Source organism: Christiangramia sp. LLG6405-1, from assembly GCF_045055805.1.
Classification (GTDB): Bacteria; Bacteroidota; Bacteroidia; order Flavobacteriales; family Flavobacteriaceae; genus Christiangramia.
Window position 1 is genome coordinate 493,332 of the sequence record NZ_CP159330.1, and the last position, 17,074, is coordinate 510,405.

The window sequence follows — 17,074 nt, forward strand, 5'->3', positions numbered from 1 at the left end:
TTTTAATACATTCGTTTGCACTACACAAAACTAACTTAATTTATGCGAGAAATATTAATCGTAGGTGCAGGAAAATCTACCGCTGCACTTATAGACTACCTGCTCGACCGGGCGGTAGAGCAAAATCTAAAATTAAAAATTGGTGATAAGGAACTCAAAAATGCCGAAAATGCCTGCCGGGATCGCAAACATTGCGAAGCCATCGAACTGGATGTTTTCAACAAGGAAAGCAGGGAACCGGCAATTCAGCAGGCAGATCTGGTGATTTCCATGTTGCCCGCAAGATTCCATATTGAAGTCGCCCGTGATTGCGTAAAATTCAACAAGCATATGGTAACGGCTTCCTATATAAGCGATGAGATGCGTGCTCTGGATGAGGAGGTCAAGAAAAAGAACCTTGTGTTCATGAATGAGATAGGCGTGGACCCGGGAATTGACCATATGAGTGCCATGCAGGTTATTGACAGAATAAGAAACAAAGGTGGAAAGATCTTACTTTTTGAATCATTTACCGGCGGACTTGTTGCTCCGGAAAGTGACAACAATCTATGGAACTATAAATTTACCTGGAATCCCAGAAACGTTGTCGTTGCCGGACAGGGTGGTGTTGCTGAATTTATTCAGGAAGGGAAGTACAAGTATATTCCATATCATAGACTATTCCGCAGGACTGAATTTCTTAAAGTAGAAGGCTACGGAAAATTTGAAGGTTATGCCAACAGGAATTCTCTTAAATATCAGAGTGTTTACGGACTCGAAAATGCAATTACTTTATATAGAGGAACTATCAGAAAAGTAGGCTTCAGTAGAGCATGGAATATGTTCGTGCAACTTGGAATGACCGATGATAGTTTCGAAATGACTAATTCAGAAGAAATGAGTTACCGCGATTTCATCAATTCTTTTCTGCCGTATTCCCCAAGTGATTCCGTAGAACTTAAAACAAGACATAGTCTTAAGATCGATCAGGATGACATTATGTGGGACAAGCTTATAGAACTCGATCTATTTAATTCAGAAAAAAAGATCGGCATCAAAAATGCTACTCCGGCGCAAGCGCTTCAAAAGATCTTAATGGATAAATGGACCTTAGCTGAAGAGGACAAGGATATGATCGTTATGTACCATAAATTCGGTTACGAGCTAAATGGTGAAAAGAAGCAAATAGATTCCACCATGGTTCATATTGGCGAGGATCAGTCGAAAACAGCCATGTCTAAGACCGTGGGATTGCCGGTAGCCATTTCAGCATTGATGATCCTGAACGGAAAAATCAAAACCCCGGGGGTACAATTACCAATAAGCAAGGAGGTCTATGAGCCTATTCTGAAAGAACTTGAAGCTCATGATATCATTTTTAAAGAAAAAGAGACAGAATATCTAGGATACAACCCATTTGGTGAGGTAGGTAATTAGAATTGAAAAGCATTTTTGCTATTTTAGCTTAACGACCAAAAATTATCCTTATGAAGATTGTAAACGATAGTGTTGAGCTAGATGGGATCGACAAGACCATTCTTAACTATCTAATGAAAGATGCAAAAAAACCGATCCTGGAGATCGCCAAGAATATTGGAATTACTGGCGCAGCTGTTCACCAGCGTTTGAGAAAACTAGAGAAATCTGGTTTGATCGAGGGTTCTAAGATGATGCTGGATGCTAGATTGCTAGGTTATAAAACCATGGCTTTTGTAGGGGTTTACCTGGATAAAGCTGTAAGTAACCCTCAGGCAGTTAAGCAACTTAGTGAAATTCCTGAGGTTATCGAATGTCACTACACAACGGGAAACTGGTCTATTTTTTTAAAGATCTTATGTCGTGACAACGAACATCTAATGGTAGTACTGAATAAGAACATTCAGGCAATAGACGGTGTATCCCGTACAGAAACCTTTATAAGTCTTAATCAACAAATAGACCGTCAGATCAAGATATAATGAAAAAAGGCTGTTAGAGTTCTAACAGCCTTTTCTATTATTCTAAAGTTTAAATTAATCTCTACCCATAAATATTCCAACGAAATATAGTAGTGTTGCCAGTGATCCTACTGCAGCTACTACATAAGTTCTGGCCGCCCATTTCAGCGAATCTTCTGCTGCATCATGTTCCGCAGAAGTTAGCATATTTTCGGTTTCCAGCCATACCAAAGCTCTTTTACTGGCATCATACTCTACCGGCAAGGTGATAAAACTGAACAAGGTACCCATTGCAAACATAATGATTCCTACAAGTAGCACAGTTTGCCCTACTCCTACGCTCACCATACTCATTAATATAAGTCCACCAAAGATTGCCCATTGAGAAAACTTGGAAGCGATACTTACTACCGGCACCAATTTACTTCTCATTTGCAACCAGCTGTAAGCTTTAGCATGCTGAACTGCGTGACCGCATTCGTGAGCAGCAACAGCCGCTGCCGCAGCATTACGTTGAGAGTAAACTCCCTCACTCAGGTTTACGGTTTTCTTGGACGGATTGTAATGATCTGAAAGCATTCCAGGGGTGGAAATCACTTTTACATCATTGATGCCGTGGTCCCGTAACATTTTTTCAGCGATCTCCTTACCACTCATTCCATTTTGAAGGTGCACCTTGGAGTACTCCTTAAATTTGCTCTTTAGTTTGTTGCTCACAAACATGCTCACTAAGAATATGAGCCCGGCCATTATATAATATCCCATCATAGGTCCTAATATTTTAAGTTTTAGTAATGAACCAAATATATCAAAAACCCCGCCAGCAGAATTGGCTGTCAGTCGATTATTAAAAGGCCAATGAGTTAATTTATTCTAAATGCTTCCCAATCATTTTCAAAAAGGGCTCTTTATATTTCACAAATTCAGATATTAGCTATATTTGCAACGGTTCATAAAAAACAGCTATGCAATACAAGAGAATACTTTTAAAACTATCTGGAGAAGCTTTAATGGGAAAGCGCCAATATGGCATCGATCCCGAACGCCTGGCAGAATATGCTGCGGAAATCAAATCGGTAGTAGAAGAAGGTGTTGAGCTTGCTATTGTAATTGGTGGAGGAAACATTTTTAGAGGTGTTGCCGGTGCCAGTAAAGGAATGGATCGAGTACAAGGTGACCATATGGGAATGCTGGCTACCGTAATTAATGGTCTGGCTTTACAAAGTGCACTTGAAGATGCAGATATTCAAACCAGGTTACAGTCGGCTATCAAAATTAATGAAGTTGCAGAACCTTTTATAAGAAGAAAAGCTATCAGGCACCTGGAAAAAGGTCGTGTGGTAATTTTTGGTGGAGGAACTGGTAACCCGTACTTCACTACAGATTCTGCAGCAGTATTAAGAGCTATTGAAATAAAAGCTGATGTGATTCTTAAGGGTACCAGAGTAGATGGAATTTATACTTCAGACCCGGAAAAGGACAAAAGCGCTACAAAATTTGATTTTATTTCTTTCGAGGATGTCTTGAAGAAAGGATTAAAAGTAATGGATACAACGGCATTTACTTTGAGCCAGGAAAACGAATTACCTATTATTGTATTCGATATGAACAAACCAGGAAACTTGTTAAAAGTTACCACTGGAGAGCCTGTAGGAACAAAAGTAAATTTATAATTAAATAGAAAACGATATTAGAAATGGACGAGGTTGAATTTATTTTAGAAGAAGCAAAAGAAGCAATGGAGAACGCCATTGTGCATCTTAAAAAACAACTTTCAAATATACGCGCCGGTAAAGCTACTCCAAGCATGCTTGGAAGTGTAATGGTTGATTATTACGGAGCAAAAACGCCTTTGCAACAGGTAGCTAATGTGAACACACCAGATGCGCGAACATTATCAATTCAGCCTTTCGAAAAGAGTATGATCCAGGAAATCGAAAAAGGGATCATGGTTGCGAATCTTGGGTTTAATCCAATGAACAATGGTGAAAGCGTGATCATTAACGTACCGCCACTTACCGAGGAGCGTCGTATTCAATTGTCCAAGCAGGCAAAAGCTGAAGCGGAAGATTCTAAGATTGGAGTTAGAAATGATCGTAAGCACGCGATGCAGGAACTTAAAAAAACTGATATCTCTGAAGATGCTTTAAAAGCTTCTGAAGATGAAGTTCAGGAACTTACCAATGAATATATCGCCAAGATCGAAAGTATCCTGGTTGTGAAGGAAAAAGAGATCATGACCGTTTAATGATCACACTTTCAAAATTTTATGCCGGTTCAGGTCTGGAGAAAAACAGATTTGAACCGGCATTTTTATTTCTGAACAAATTCATTTTAAGGTAATGTCAAAGCTAGTATACTTGTTTTTACTGATTACTACTTTTGGCTTCGCACAGTCTAAGGTGAACGGCCGGGTCATCGATTCAGAAACTAATGAACCACTTGCTTACGCCAGGATCATTCTCAAAAATGGCACAGTATTAACCAATATTGACGGTAGCTTTGAATTGCAAGTTGGAAAAGAAGTCGTTGAAGTAAGGATTAGTTATGTTGGCTACAAGTCAATAAGTACCCGTATAAATCAAGATACAAAGTATCTACAGATAAAATTAAGCGCAGTTAGGGAGAGACTGCAAACGGTAGAACTTTCCAATGCACCAAATCCTGCGGATAGCCTTATTTCTGAAGCAATTTCGCGAAAAGAATTGAATGATCCTGAGGAGGTCTTACCTGGTTTTAAATATAAAAGTTATTCCAAGTTTATTGTAGACAACGAAGGTGGTGGAATTCAGCTTTATGTCGATAGTACTTCAGCAGCAATGAAAACTATTGTAAACGAAGGGCGTGGATACCTTTCAGAAAAAGTTGCCAGTCACAGTTATGATGGAAATGGTGACACTTCAGAAGAAGTGCTCGGTGTAAGAACTGCCGGATTTAAGAAACCGGTTTATAATGTCCTCACTATGGGCGTCAACCCGTTTTCTCTATATAAAAACGATTACAGTCTCTACAAAACAGATTATGCAGGACCGCTAGGGAAAACAGCTTTCAGAAACTATGATTATAAGATCCTCGATACGACTCGAACCTCAAGACCTGCTTATGTGATCTACTTTAGTCCGAAGCGTGAAGAGATTGTAGCTGGCCTGGAAGGAATTCTCTATTTAGATACAGAAACCCTCGCTATTCAGAAGGCAAAAGCGCAACTTCTGGGATCGGTAAAACTGGAAGTTGACTATGAATATCAATATTTCCCTGATCAAGATGTCTGGTTTCCGAAGCTACAAACGACCACTATAAAAGCAGGTTCGGGAGGAAAAGAAATTGCTGTTTTTGGAGGTACGGTAGGAATTGGAACTGTTCAACAAAACCCTGGAATCCTTGGTAGACTCCTTGGTGCCGATGAAATAAGCCAGGATCTTTACTTAAATTCAACCGTAATACATTATGATTTCGACTTGCAGCCACAGGCTCAGGTAAAAATAAGTGATGCGGAGATCAGGATCGATCCAGACGCAATAGACAGAACTCAAAGTTTCTGGAAAGAGAATAGAAAAGTGGAATTCGATGATCGCGATGAGGCTACTGAACAGAAAGTAGACAGTCTTATAAAGAATCAGAATATAGAGCGTAAAATTCAGGTCAAAAAAGCCATCGCTTCTGGCTCTTACCCTCTAGGCTTCTGGGATATGGACCTTGGAAAGATCTTTAAGTTTAGTAACTACGAAGGTATAAGGCTTGGATTTGGAGGAAAGACCAACGATCAATTTTCAGAGAATTTTAATCTGAACTCGTATCTCACTTACGGCTTTAAAGATGAAGTATTTAAATATGGTTTGGGTAGCCAGATCTATCTTAATAAGAGAAATCATACGTATCTGAACTTCGGTTTCTCAAGAGATATTGATGAAATTGCTTCCGTAGATTATCTGAAAGGGAGAAATACTTTTTCTATTCTGGAACCTAGATTCGTAAACACCAATAACTATTACAATATTAGGACTTTTGCCGTTGGCCTTGAGCATAAGATTACACCAAGGCTGGATACGCAGTTGCGATTTTCAAGAGAAGAAATATGGCAGATAAAAAATTACAATTATAACGATAACAATCAGTTATACAGTGATTATGATCTCCACTTTATTAAAGCCGGTTTCCTTTGGCAACCGTTCTCAAAATATCTCAGAACTCCGCAAGGTGATGTTTTACTGGAGAAAAAATTCCCTCAGTTTACTGGTCAGTTAGAACAGGCAGTTAAAATTCTGGACGGCGATTTCAACTTTACCAGAATTGGAATCAAGGCAGAGCATGAGATCTTAAGGCTCGATCAATCCAGAACCGAATTTATACTGGAAGGTAACTACGCCGTGGGAGATATCCCTTTAACCCACGCTTTCCACTCCTACCCTAATAATCCAAACAGATCCAGGATTTCTCAAAGAATTTCGGTTGCTGGTCGTAACAGTTTCGAAACCATGTATTTCAATGAATTTTATTCAGACCGCCAGGTGATGCTGCACATGAGACACCAGTTAAGGCCGTTTATCATAAGTAAAAGTTTTCGACCAGAACTTGTTTTTATATCAAGGCACGCCATTGGTGATTTTACTGATATTGCTAAGCATGAAGGCATAACGTTCAATACTCTTGAAAATGGATTTTCTGAAGCAGGGCTGGAGTTAAATAAATTATTTGGCGGCTTTGGTCTTAGCACAGCCTATAGATATGGAGCATATCATCTTCCTACTTTTAAAGAAAATTTCTCTCTTAAATTTACCTTACAGGTACAGTTATAGCTCAAAGCTCGATTAATACAGTAATAACAAAGTATTTAAATAGGGTTTTTTTTACCTTTGCGCCGCTAATAGAAAGCCATGCAAAAGATCTTTAGCTTTGGATTCTGGAATTCCATCGCACGCCTTATTTTACGAAACCGAATTGTGATCATTGTTCTTATACTGATCGCAACCTACCTGCTCTCCACACAATGGAAGAACATGCAGTTTTCGTATACCGAGGCTAATTTAATGCCAGACGACCACGAGGTGAATGTGAGTTATAACGACTTCCTGGAGAAGTTTGGCGAAGAGGGAAATCTCATTCTGCTAGGTGTGCAGGATTCTGCCTTGTTCACTCCTGAAAAGTTTAAAGCCTGGAATAAACTTACAGATACACTACTTACTTATCCTGAAGTTGACCAGATCATTTCACCGGCCAGCCTTCAGGAACTTAAAAAGTTTGAAGATCCCAAAAGATTTGAAATGGTACCGGTTCTACCGGAAGAAGATCTGGATAGTGATATTCTCGCAGCTTTCGAAAACAAACTTTTTACGGCTCTGCCTTTCTATGAGAACCTGGTGTATAGTTCACATTCCAATACCATACAATCTGCCTTGTATCTCAATAAAGAACTGGTAAACACTAAAGCCAGAAAGATCTTTGTACTGGAAGAACTGGAACCTCTTATTGCTGAATTTGAAGAGCAGCAGGGTATCGATGTCAGGGTTTCGGGAATGCCTTATATACGAACACTAAATGCACAAAACATAGTCGATGAAATTGGACTTTTTATTGTCGCAGCCTTGCTGGTCACTTCGATAATTTTCTTCTTTTTCTTTAGATCCATACGAGCCACCATTATTTCCATGGTTACTGTTTGTATTGGGGTTATGTGGGCCTTTGGGTTTATAGGGCTTCTGCATTATGAGATTACGATCCTAACAGCACTTATTCCTCCGCTAATTATAGTCATAGGAATTCCAAACTGTATTTTCCTGATCAACAAGTATCAGCAGGAGATTAAAAAGCATGGAAACCAGGCGAAATCATTACAAAGAGTGATCACCAAAGTGGGTAATGCTACATTGATGACCAATGTAACTACCGCATCTGGCTTTGCTACTTTCATTTTAACCGATAGTCAGCTTTTAAGAGAGTTTGGTGTGGTGGCATCTATCAACATCCTGGCGATCTTCGTTTTAAGCTTATTGATAATTCCGGTTATATATTCTTACTTGAAACCACCGCGAGACAGACACCTGAAACATCTAAACACACGATGGATTGGCGGCTTTGTTGACTGGATGGAAGATATGGTAAGAAACCATAGAATAGCTATTTATATATCTTCTCTCGCTCTACTGATTCTTAGTATCATCGGAATTTATACCATAAAGGTTTCAGGAAGTATTCTTGAAGATATGCCACAGGAGACCCAATTCTATAAGGATGTAAAATTCTTTGAACGGGAATTTGATGGAGTGATGCCATTGGAGATCATGATCGATACCAAGAGACCAAAGGGCGTACTGAAACTTTCTACTTTAAAACGAATGAATGATCTCGAAAGTAAGATCGAAGAGATTCCGGAATTAAGCAAGCCATTATCCATCAACCGACTCGTAAAATACAGTAAGCAGGCATATTATAATGGGAATCCAAAATATTACCAGCTACCAACTTCACAGGAGCAAAACTTTATAATGCCCTATGCAAAAGGTCTTTCTTCTTCGGAAGGAATTATGCAGAGCTACGTGGATTCTACTGGACAATATGCTCGAATTACCACATTCATGAAAGATGTTGGGACCGAGAAAATGGAGGAGATCGAAAATGACCTACTGCCAGAAATAGAAAAGATCTTTCCATCTGAAAGATATGAGGTTTCACTTACCGGAAAGGCATTGCTTTTTCAGAAAGGAACAAGTTACCTGGTTCGGAATCTAATTATTTCATTAGGACTCGCTATACTTCTTATTGCAGGTTTAATGGCCTGGATGTTTAGAAGCTTCAGGATGATTTTGATATCTCTTGTACCAAACTTATTACCTTTGATCGTTACTGCTGGAGTGATGGGATTTCTTGGAGTTCCTATTAAACCTTCAACGATCCTGGTTTTTAGTATTGCTTTCGGAATTTCAGTAGATGATACTATTCATTTTCTGGCAAAATACAGGCAGGAATTAAAAGCCAATGACTGGAAGATCAAGCGCTCCGTTTATGCTGCACTAAGAGAAACTGGTGTAAGTATGTTCTATACCTCGATCGTTCTATTCTTTGGATTTTCAGTATTCATGATCAGTAGTTTTGGAGGAACGGTTGCCCTTGGCGGACTGGTTTCGGCCACTTTGCTGTTTGCTATGTTGTCGAATTTGCTATTGCTACCTTCACTTCTACTTTCACTGGAAAGAAGTATTGCTAACAAGGAAACTTTAAAAGAGCCGGCGATGCGTATTTTTGAGACCGAAGAAGAGGAGGCCAATCGCGATCAGCAAAACAATTAAATTAATATATAAAACAGCCTGCTTGCTAAGCTTCAGGCGAAAAACTATCTTTGTTTTTTCTAAATTTCAACTAAATGATACAAGCAAAAGTCGCTGAAATACTTGAAAGCGATCAGTTTTTACAGGAACACCATATCAAGGGATGGGTACGCTCTTTCCGTAGTAATCGTTTTATTGCGCTTAACGATGGTTCTACTTTGAAAAATCTGCAATGCGTTATCGATTTTGAAAATACCGATGAGGAGACTATCAATCGCATTAACGTAGGTGCAGCTATATCTATCAAAGGAACTTTGAAGGAGAGTCTTGGTAGTCAGCAACGTGTTGAAATTGAAGTTTCAGAAATTGAAATTCTTGGGGATGCGAATCCTGAAGAAGTGAAACTAACCATTCTATCGCCAAAGAAGCATAGTATGGAGAAACTACGTGAGCAGGCGCATTTACGTGTACGTACAAATACTTTTGGAGCGATCATGCGTGTGCGAAGCAAACTATCTTTCGCAGTACACAAATATTTTCAGGAAAAGAACTTTTACCATGTTCACACGCCAATTATTACGGGTAGTGATGCTGAAGGTGCTGGAGAAATGTTTCGAGTTTCTTCGCTGGATATGAAAAACCCTCCAAAAAATGAGGATGGTAGCATTAATTATAAGGAAGACTTCTTCGGAAAAGAGACTAATCTAACAGTTTCAGGACAACTGGAAGCTGAAACTTTTGCCCTTGGTTTGGGGCAGGTTTATACCTTCGGTCCAACTTTTAGAGCTGAAAACTCCAATACTTCCCGGCATTTAGCTGAATTCTGGATGATCGAGCCAGAAGTGGCTTTCTGCGATCTGGATCAGAATATGGACCTAGCTGAAGATTTCATCAAATACGTACTTAGATACGTGATGGAACACTCTAAAGATGACCTGGAATTTCTTGCCGAAAGACAGGAAAAAGAAGATCAGCTGAAGCCAAAAGCAGAAAGAAGCGACATGGGTCTTATGGAGAAGCTCAACTTTGTGCTGGAAAACAATTTCAAAAGAGTTAGTTATACCGAAGCTATCGAGATCCTGAAGAACTCGAAGCCAAACAAGAAGAAGAAATTCAATTATATCATCGAGGAATGGGGTGCAGATCTGCAAAGTGAGCATGAGCGTTACCTTGTTGAAAAACACTTTAAAACACCGGTGATACTTTTTGATTATCCGGCTAAGATCAAAGCATTCTACATGCGTTTGAACGAAGATGGAAAAACGGTAAGAGCGATGGACATTCTATTCCCTGGAATTGGAGAGATCGTGGGAGGAAGCCAGCGTGAAGAACGTTTGGATGTTCTTAAAGAGAAAATGGAAGAATTGAACATTCCGGAAGAGGAACTATGGTGGTATCTTGACACCCGTAAGTTCGGAACCTGTGTTCATAGTGGATTTGGACTTGGTTTTGAAAGACTTGTTCAGTTCACTACTGGAATGGGTAATATTAGAGATGTGATCCCTTTTCCACGAACTCCGCAAAACGCAGAATTTTAAGATTGAATATTATAGCATCGCATACAGTTCCTGCAATCGAACATAAGATCCGGTTGCAGGAGTATGCGATTTCTATTTTCCCTCAAATAAACAGTCGGTCGGCACTGAAAAAGGCGATCGCAAAGAAACTTGTCCTACTGGATGGACAAAAAGCAACCACTGCAGACTGGATCCAACCGGGACAGAAGATAGAACTTCTCGAAGATAAATTTCAGCAAAGAAAGATCTTCACATTTATACTTGAAGTACTATATGAAGATGAATATCTCGCTGTAGTTCACAAACCATCAGGCATTCCTACCAATGGCAATTATTTTCGAACACTGGAAAATGCCCTTCCGCATAATTTATCAGTATCAAATTTAGAAGATGCTTTACGATATCCGGTTCCTGTCCACAGACTGGATAATCCTACCGCCGGGATCATTCTCGTTGCCAAAACCAGAAAAGTACAGCAAGTATTACACAGCTCTTTCGAAAATAAGTCTATACATAAAACTTATCATGCGGTGGTTCACGGCAAGCTACAAAGCGCGGTGACACAGAATGTAAGCATTGACGGTAAAGCTGCAACGACTATTTTTGAACCAGTTGATAACTTTGAAATCGAGGATGAAGTTTTTTCTTTGGTGAGAGCCAAGCCCATCACTGGTCGCACGCACCAGATTCGTATACATTTAAGTAATATTTCCTTGCCCATTGTGGGAGATACGATTTATGGAATTGATGAAGGGTATTTTAAGAACAAGAATCTATATCTATTAAGCTCCGGAATTAGTTTTGGACATCCTATAACGTCAGAAGAAATGGAGTTTGAATTGAAGCTTCCGAAGAGGTTTAGAAACCTCTCCCGCCATAAGTGTTCTTAACAAAAATTTACCACGAACATAGTTCGTGCCAAAGCCAACTTGGATCGATTTTTCCTTATTTTTGTTAGACAAGCACTCTTTTATGCTAAAGCAACAATTAAATTTTAAACTATCTCAGAAGCTCTCTCCGCAACAAATCCAGTTGATGAAACTTATTCAATTGCCTACCCAGGCTTTTGAGCAGCGTATCAAACAGGAAATGGAAGAGAACCCGGCGCTGGAGGATGGAAAGGAAGATCGTGTCGACGAATATGATGATATAGCAAATGATAATTCAGACGATGAATACGATACCGATAGTGAAAGTATTGAGACTGAAATAGACGTTGATGAGTATCTGAGTGATGATGAAATACCAAGTTATCGCCTGAATGCTAATAATTACAGTGCAGATGATGAAGACAAGCAGGTGCCTTATGCCGCTGGAACTTCATTCACGCAACATTTGAAAACTCAGTTAAGCACGATAAGACTCGATGATATTGAGCAGGATATCGCAGAATTCCTGGTGGGTAGTGTTGACGAAAGCGGATATATTAGAAGAAGCATTCAGGATATTGTAGATGATCTTGCGTTCACCCAGAATATTTACACAGACGAGGAAACGGTTGAAAAAGTCCTTAAAAAAGTACAACGTCTCGATCCTGCTGGTGTTGGTGCGCGAAGTCTTGAAGAATGTTTGATCATTCAGCTAAACCGCAGAGAATCCACAAGACAGGTGGAACTAGCCAAAGATTTACTGGAACGCTCTTTTGATCATTTCAGTAAAAAACATTACAACAAACTTCTTACTCGTCATGATATAAGCGAGGACGATCTTCGTGAGGCTATAGATGTTATTGAGCATTTAAATCCTAAGCCAGGTGGAGCCTATTCGGGAAATACCAGAATGGTTGAGCATGTAATACCAGATTTCACCATAAAAATAGAAGATGGTGATCTACAGTTGAGCCTGAATGGTAGAAACGCTCCTGAAATGCATATTTCAAGAGATTACAGTAACATGCTCAAAGGTTACAAGGAATCCAAAGAAAAGACAAAGGCTCAGAAGGATGCCGTTATGTTCATTAAGCAAAAGCTAGATGCCGCAAAATGGTTTATTGAAGCTATTAAACAGAGGCAGCAAACGCTTATGGTGACTATGAGTTCGATCATGAATTACCAGAAAGAATACTTTCTTTCCGGAGATGAACGGAATCTGAGACCCATGATTTTAAAAGATATTGCAGATGAAATTGAGATGGACGTTTCTACAGTCTCAAGAGTAGCAAATTCCAAATATGTTGATACACCTTACGGTACCAAACTTATCAAAGAGTTCTTTTCAGAATCGATGACCAACGATCAAGGTGAAGAAGTATCTACAAGAGAAATAAAGAAGATTTTGGAAATGTCTATAGAGGAAGAGGATAAAAGAAAACCTCTTACAGATGAGAAACTAGCTAAGGTCCTGAAAAGCAAAGGATATCCTATCGCCAGAAGAACAGTTGCGAAATATCGCGAACAACTGGATATTCCTGTAGCAAGATTGCGAAAAGAGATCTAATGAAAATTCTGCTTAGGCTTTCCTCATACGTATTCCATCCATTGTGGATGCCATTTTTTGGAAGTCTGTTTTATTTTATTTTTATACCAAGGTATTTTCCAGACGAGATCGTGAAGGCCAAATTAATGGCAATAGCGATCATTACCATTTTCATCCCGGTAGTATTTTATTTTTTACTGAAGAATTTAGGAAAGGCAGAATCGGTTTTTCTGGAGAAAGTTGAAGAAAGGCGCTGGCCACTATTCTTCTTTTGCTTGTTGATTCTGATGGTTTTACATCAGATCTTAAACTTCTATAATTACCCCGGACTCTATTATTACTTCGCAGGCATACTTATTTCTACTCTATTAGCTTATACTTTGAGCTGGTTCAGGCTTAAAGTCAGTTTGCATATGATGGGAATCACCGGGCTATTGATGTTCGTTACCGGCTTCTGTATTTACTTTCACCTTTATTATATCTATACCGTGGCGTTTCTTATCATCGCCTGCGGTCTCACAGCATCATCGAGACTTTATTTTAAAGCCCATACAAGCTCAGAACTATGGTTAGGAAGTATCTTAGGTCTAGGCCCACAATTACTCCTATTCAATCTGTGGTTTACAGAATATAGAATGTCAGACCTATTTTTAAGGTAGATACATCTAGAGAGTCATTCTGAAGCGAAGCATCTTTGAAAAAAGGGATCAATGAATAGTAAAAATGAAAGTTGAAAGTATTGTATCCAAAGGTAAAAGTTGCTCCAGCTCTAAATTTATTTAACTCCGAAAGATCATTTATCACACTCTGTTCTGCGTCGTCTCTATAATTACTTCGGAAGTTATAAATATAGCCTAAACGCACTCCTGAATATATCCTCCAGAACTTATAGGATTCTGGTGTTGAAGTACGCCATCTAAATTCAAATGGCAATTCGAACTGCTGTGTAGTATAGCGATTGGTATCATAATCTATGTCATCCAAGGATTGAAAATCTGTGACACCGGAAGCAGACTTAGTAATACGCAAATTCTGTCCATAACTATCAATTCCCCAACCAATCCCAAGACCGAGCGCAACGTTTCTACGTTCATTCAAAGGCATGTCTCGAATAACTCCCAGGTTTATACCTCCAGAAAAACTTTCCTGCGAAATTACTTCAGGTTTATTAGTGATGAGGTTGAAACTAAAACCGACGTAGAATTGATCCTCTCTGTAGAGGCTATCTATTGTAAAGGGTACTGAATCCGGGATCTTATACTGCCGCTCATCTTCCTGCGCAATTGATAGTACAGGAAAAAGTAGTATTAAAGTAAGTATGACCAGTTTGATCCTCATGGTTTATAATAAGCTATAAATATAAAAAACATCCTGCCTGGTTTTACCCGGACAGGATGCTTTCTATAATTAAATTGAAAAGATATTAGTTTACGTTCTTACCAGCTTCTCCCTTTTTGGTAGTATAGTTGATTTTCAACGCTTCTGCTTTTCTTAGTTCCTGCTTGATATCAGATACAAGTCCCATATTGGTTTCTTCATCTACTTTCAAAGCAGTTGTAAGATATGGAACAAGTTCTTCACGCTTAGATTCCCTTTCAGCGTAGATAAATTTCTGCACTTCTTCAACACTAGCGAATTTATCATTCAATTGAATTCTAGCTTCAGTACCATACTTAGCCTGGTATCTCTCGCTTGGTTTCCCTGCATAGATATACATGATCAAATCCTTCTTATCCAATTTTTCCACCTGATCTGCAAAAGGTAAATTATTTTGAATCATTAAAGTATTGTCACGCATTACAGTTGCCACCATAAAGAAGAACAATAGCATAAAAACGATATCAGGCAAAGATGCCGTGTTTACAGCAGGCAACTCTCCAGATTTCTTCTTTTTAAACTTTGACATAATTTAAGTCGTTTTCTTTATTTAGTTCTAACTCGTTGGTTCGGCTTCAGATAATTTCTGAGGAATCATATCAGATATCACATCGATCTTCTCCTTCAAAGCCTCTTTGTCACCAGTATACCTTGGATCGTTATAATCACTCTCCATTTTAGTGAAGGTTGTTCCATACATTCTCTGAGCTTCACGGTCTCTAAGCTGATTGTATGCAGCTACAAGTTCGTTCTGTACAGCGATATAAGTTCCATATTCCGTTCCACGGTTATTCACCAATGAAATAATAGCTTTCTGTGGATTTACAGAAGATCCTGAATCTTTAGGACCTTGACAGAAACTACATGCTTCGTCTCCAGTACCTCCTCCATTATCAAGAAATTCAACAGCTGCTGCACGCAGTTCTCCAATTTCCATGCTCTCATCCTCAACCAGCAGCTCGTTATTACTGTTCACAAGCACCGTAAAGATGTTACGTTGTTTAATAACCGGAGGATCCTGCTCTTCAGGTTGCCATGGCGGTAATTTCCTGCTTATTCCGCTATCTGTCTCAATGGTAGTTGTTACCAGAAAGAAGATAAGAAGTAAGAAGGCGATATCTGCCATAGACCCGGCATTCACTTCCGGTGCTGATCTCTTTGCCATATTATTTAGCTAGTTTTTTTATTCCGGAGAATACCATTGCAGCAATCGCAATTCCTGCAAGTATATAGAAGGTAATTAGTCCTGCGCCCACCCAGTGATCACCAGATGCAGACAGCATAGTACCATCTTTCAATTGAGTTGCCTCACCATCACTTAATACATAAGCGACAATGATGATCACTGCAAAAGATCCCACGGCAATAATTGTGTTCTTAATATTTCCTCTGAATAAACCTACGATCACAAAGATAGCAACCAATACAACGATTACTGCAAGAACCAGGTATGCAATCCACATGAAAGGGTCTAAGTGACTCCCCTGTAGGTCTGCCGAGGCTTTTATAGCATCGTCACCGGTCGCGATAATTCTTCCCAGAAGAATCATCCCAATCACACCGATCACGAGTGCCAGATATTTTAATACTTTATGTAAGGTCATAATTTACGTTGTCTTAGATTCGTTTTTTATTCTTGTAAGCTACCAACATATCGATAAGAAGAATAGATGCATCTTCCATATCATTTACAATGCTATCAATCTTAGCAATGATATAGTTGTAGAAAATCTGAAGAATAATCGCAACGATCAAACCAAATACTGTTGTAAGAAGTGCTACTTTAATACCACCTGCTACAAGTGAAGGCTGCATATCTCCAGCTGCTTCAATACGGTCAAAAGCCTGAATCATCCCGATTACAGTACCCATGAAACCAAGCATTGGTGCAAGTGCGATAAATAAAGATACCCAAGATACATTCTTCTCAAGTTGTCCCATTTGAACACCACCGTAAGCAACTACCGCTTTCTCAGCAGCTTCGATGCTTTCATCTGCTCTGTCAAGACCCTGGTAATAAATTGAAGCAACAGGTCCTTTTGTATTTCTACAAACTTCCTTAGCTGCTTCTACTCCACCACTATGAAGTGCGTCCTCAACATCCTGAGCTAACTTCTTAGTGTTTGTAGTAGATAGGTTTAAAAAGATAATTCTCTCAATGGCAATAGCCAGACCAAGAATTAAACACAATAGTACGATCCCCATAAAACCTGGACCACCTTCGATGAAACGTTTCTTAAGCTCCTGGTGGAAACCAAGATCTTCTTCTTCCAGATCATCACCGGCCATTGCTTCTTCGTCATCCTGTACAAAGCTCACAATCGTTCCTGGCAAATTATTCGTACCGTTAGCCGCCTGTAGATTATAGGTTCCAAGAACCGTAATCGCGGCGATTACCAAAATAGAAAATAATCTTTTCATTACTGTTTGTCTTAATTTAATTAGTTAAAGGTTAAAGATATAAATTATTTTTAATAAACACTTAGCAGAGAGGAAGGGATTCGAACCCTCGATACGCTTGTGACGTATACACACTTTCCAGGCGTGCGCCTTCGACCACTCGGCCACCTCTCTGTATTTGTTAGGC

16 protein-coding genes and 1 tRNA gene are annotated in these 17,074 nt (G+C 39.3%); 10 read left to right on the forward strand and 7 right to left on the reverse strand.

All coding sequences use genetic code 11. The features are described 5' to 3' along the window. The first annotated feature begins 42 nt into the window (after positions 1-42). Together ABVM50_RS02260 and ABVM50_RS02265 are read left to right on the forward strand one after the other, a co-directional pair. Positions 43-1,416, forward strand: a complete 1,374-nt coding sequence (locus ABVM50_RS02260; RefSeq protein WP_405199778.1) for a saccharopine dehydrogenase family protein — start codon at positions 43-45, stop codon at positions 1,414-1,416. Positions 1,417-1,466: 50 nt separating this feature from the next. Continuing rightward, positions 1,467-1,937: an Lrp/AsnC family transcriptional regulator gene (locus ABVM50_RS02265; RefSeq protein WP_026914065.1), complete on the forward strand. Its 471-nt coding sequence runs from the start codon at positions 1,467-1,469 to the stop codon at positions 1,935-1,937. Between the two features lie 54 nt (positions 1,938-1,991). On the opposite strand, the gene ABVM50_RS02270 is transcribed toward ABVM50_RS02265, so the two are convergent. Then, a complete protein-coding gene (locus ABVM50_RS02270) occupies positions 1,992-2,684 on the reverse strand; it encodes a zinc metallopeptidase (protein ID WP_405199779.1) in 693 nt (230 codons plus the stop codon). Positions 2,685-2,881: 197 nt separating this feature from the next. Here ABVM50_RS02270 and pyrH point away from each other — a divergent pair, with 197 nt between their 5' ends. From pyrH to ABVM50_RS02310, 8 genes are all read left to right on the forward strand, one after another. Beyond that, positions 2,882-3,589 carry a UMP kinase gene (pyrH, locus tag ABVM50_RS02275; protein ID WP_141878898.1) on the forward strand — a complete coding sequence of 236 codons (708 nt, stop codon included), beginning with the start codon at positions 2,882-2,884 and terminating at the stop codon, positions 3,587-3,589. Between the two features lie 23 nt (positions 3,590-3,612). Then, positions 3,613-4,164, forward strand: a complete 552-nt coding sequence (gene frr, locus ABVM50_RS02280) for a ribosome recycling factor (protein ID WP_141878899.1) — start codon at positions 3,613-3,615, stop codon at positions 4,162-4,164. 94 nt (positions 4,165-4,258) lie between these two features. Beyond that, positions 4,259-6,712: a DUF5686 family protein gene (locus tag ABVM50_RS02285; RefSeq protein WP_405199780.1), complete on the forward strand. Its 2,454-nt coding sequence runs from the start codon at positions 4,259-4,261 to the stop codon at positions 6,710-6,712. A gap of 78 nt (positions 6,713-6,790) precedes the next feature. Next, positions 6,791-9,199, forward strand: coding sequence for an RND family transporter (locus ABVM50_RS02290; RefSeq protein WP_405199781.1), 2,409 nt, complete (start codon positions 6,791-6,793; stop codon positions 9,197-9,199). A gap of 74 nt (positions 9,200-9,273) precedes the next feature. After that, a complete protein-coding gene (gene asnS, locus ABVM50_RS02295) occupies positions 9,274-10,716 on the forward strand; it encodes an asparagine--tRNA ligase (protein WP_405199782.1) in 1,443 nt (480 codons plus the stop codon). Positions 10,717-10,718: 2 nt separating this feature from the next. Then, complete coding sequence (locus ABVM50_RS02300; RefSeq protein ID WP_405199783.1) at positions 10,719-11,585, forward strand: RluA family pseudouridine synthase; 867 nt, start codon at positions 10,719-10,721, stop codon at positions 11,583-11,585. 82 nt (positions 11,586-11,667) lie between these two features. Continuing rightward, positions 11,668-13,131 carry an RNA polymerase factor sigma-54 gene (rpoN, locus tag ABVM50_RS02305; RefSeq protein ID WP_141878904.1) on the forward strand — a complete coding sequence of 488 codons (1,464 nt, stop codon included), beginning with the start codon at positions 11,668-11,670 and terminating at the stop codon, positions 13,129-13,131. Beyond that, a complete protein-coding gene (locus ABVM50_RS02310) occupies positions 13,131-13,769 on the forward strand; it encodes a hypothetical protein (protein ID WP_405199784.1) in 639 nt (212 codons plus the stop codon). Before rpoN ends, ABVM50_RS02310 begins: the two co-directional genes overlap by 1 nt. Here the strand turns inward: ABVM50_RS02310 and ABVM50_RS02315 are convergent. From ABVM50_RS02315 to ABVM50_RS02340, 6 genes are all read right to left on the reverse strand, one after another. Then, the gene (locus tag ABVM50_RS02315) at positions 13,732-14,448 is read right to left on the reverse strand and encodes a porin family protein (protein ID WP_405199786.1); all 717 of its coding nucleotides are present in this window, start codon (positions 14,446-14,448) and stop codon (positions 13,732-13,734) included. The two genes, ABVM50_RS02310 and ABVM50_RS02315, sit on opposite strands and share 38 nt — an antisense overlap. 85 nt (positions 14,449-14,533) lie before the next feature. Continuing rightward, entirely contained in the window at positions 14,534-15,016 is a 483-nt protein-coding gene (locus tag ABVM50_RS02320; protein WP_141878907.1) for a biopolymer transporter ExbD, read from the reverse strand. Positions 15,017-15,043: 27 nt separating this feature from the next. Beyond that, the gene (locus ABVM50_RS02325) at positions 15,044-15,652 is read right to left on the reverse strand and encodes an ExbD/TolR family protein (protein WP_405199787.1); all 609 of its coding nucleotides are present in this window, start codon (positions 15,650-15,652) and stop codon (positions 15,044-15,046) included. 1 nt (position 15,653) lies between these two features. Continuing rightward, complete coding sequence (locus ABVM50_RS02330) at positions 15,654-16,091, reverse strand: hypothetical protein (protein ID WP_405199789.1); 438 nt, start codon at positions 16,089-16,091, stop codon at positions 15,654-15,656. Between the two features lie 13 nt (positions 16,092-16,104). Continuing rightward, positions 16,105-16,908, reverse strand: a complete 804-nt coding sequence (locus ABVM50_RS02335) for a MotA/TolQ/ExbB proton channel family protein (RefSeq protein ID WP_295178516.1) — start codon at positions 16,906-16,908, stop codon at positions 16,105-16,107. 65 nt (positions 16,909-16,973) lie between these two features. After that, a tRNA-Ser gene (locus tag ABVM50_RS02340) sits at positions 16,974-17,061 on the reverse strand. Positions 17,062-17,074: the final 13 nt, after the last annotated feature.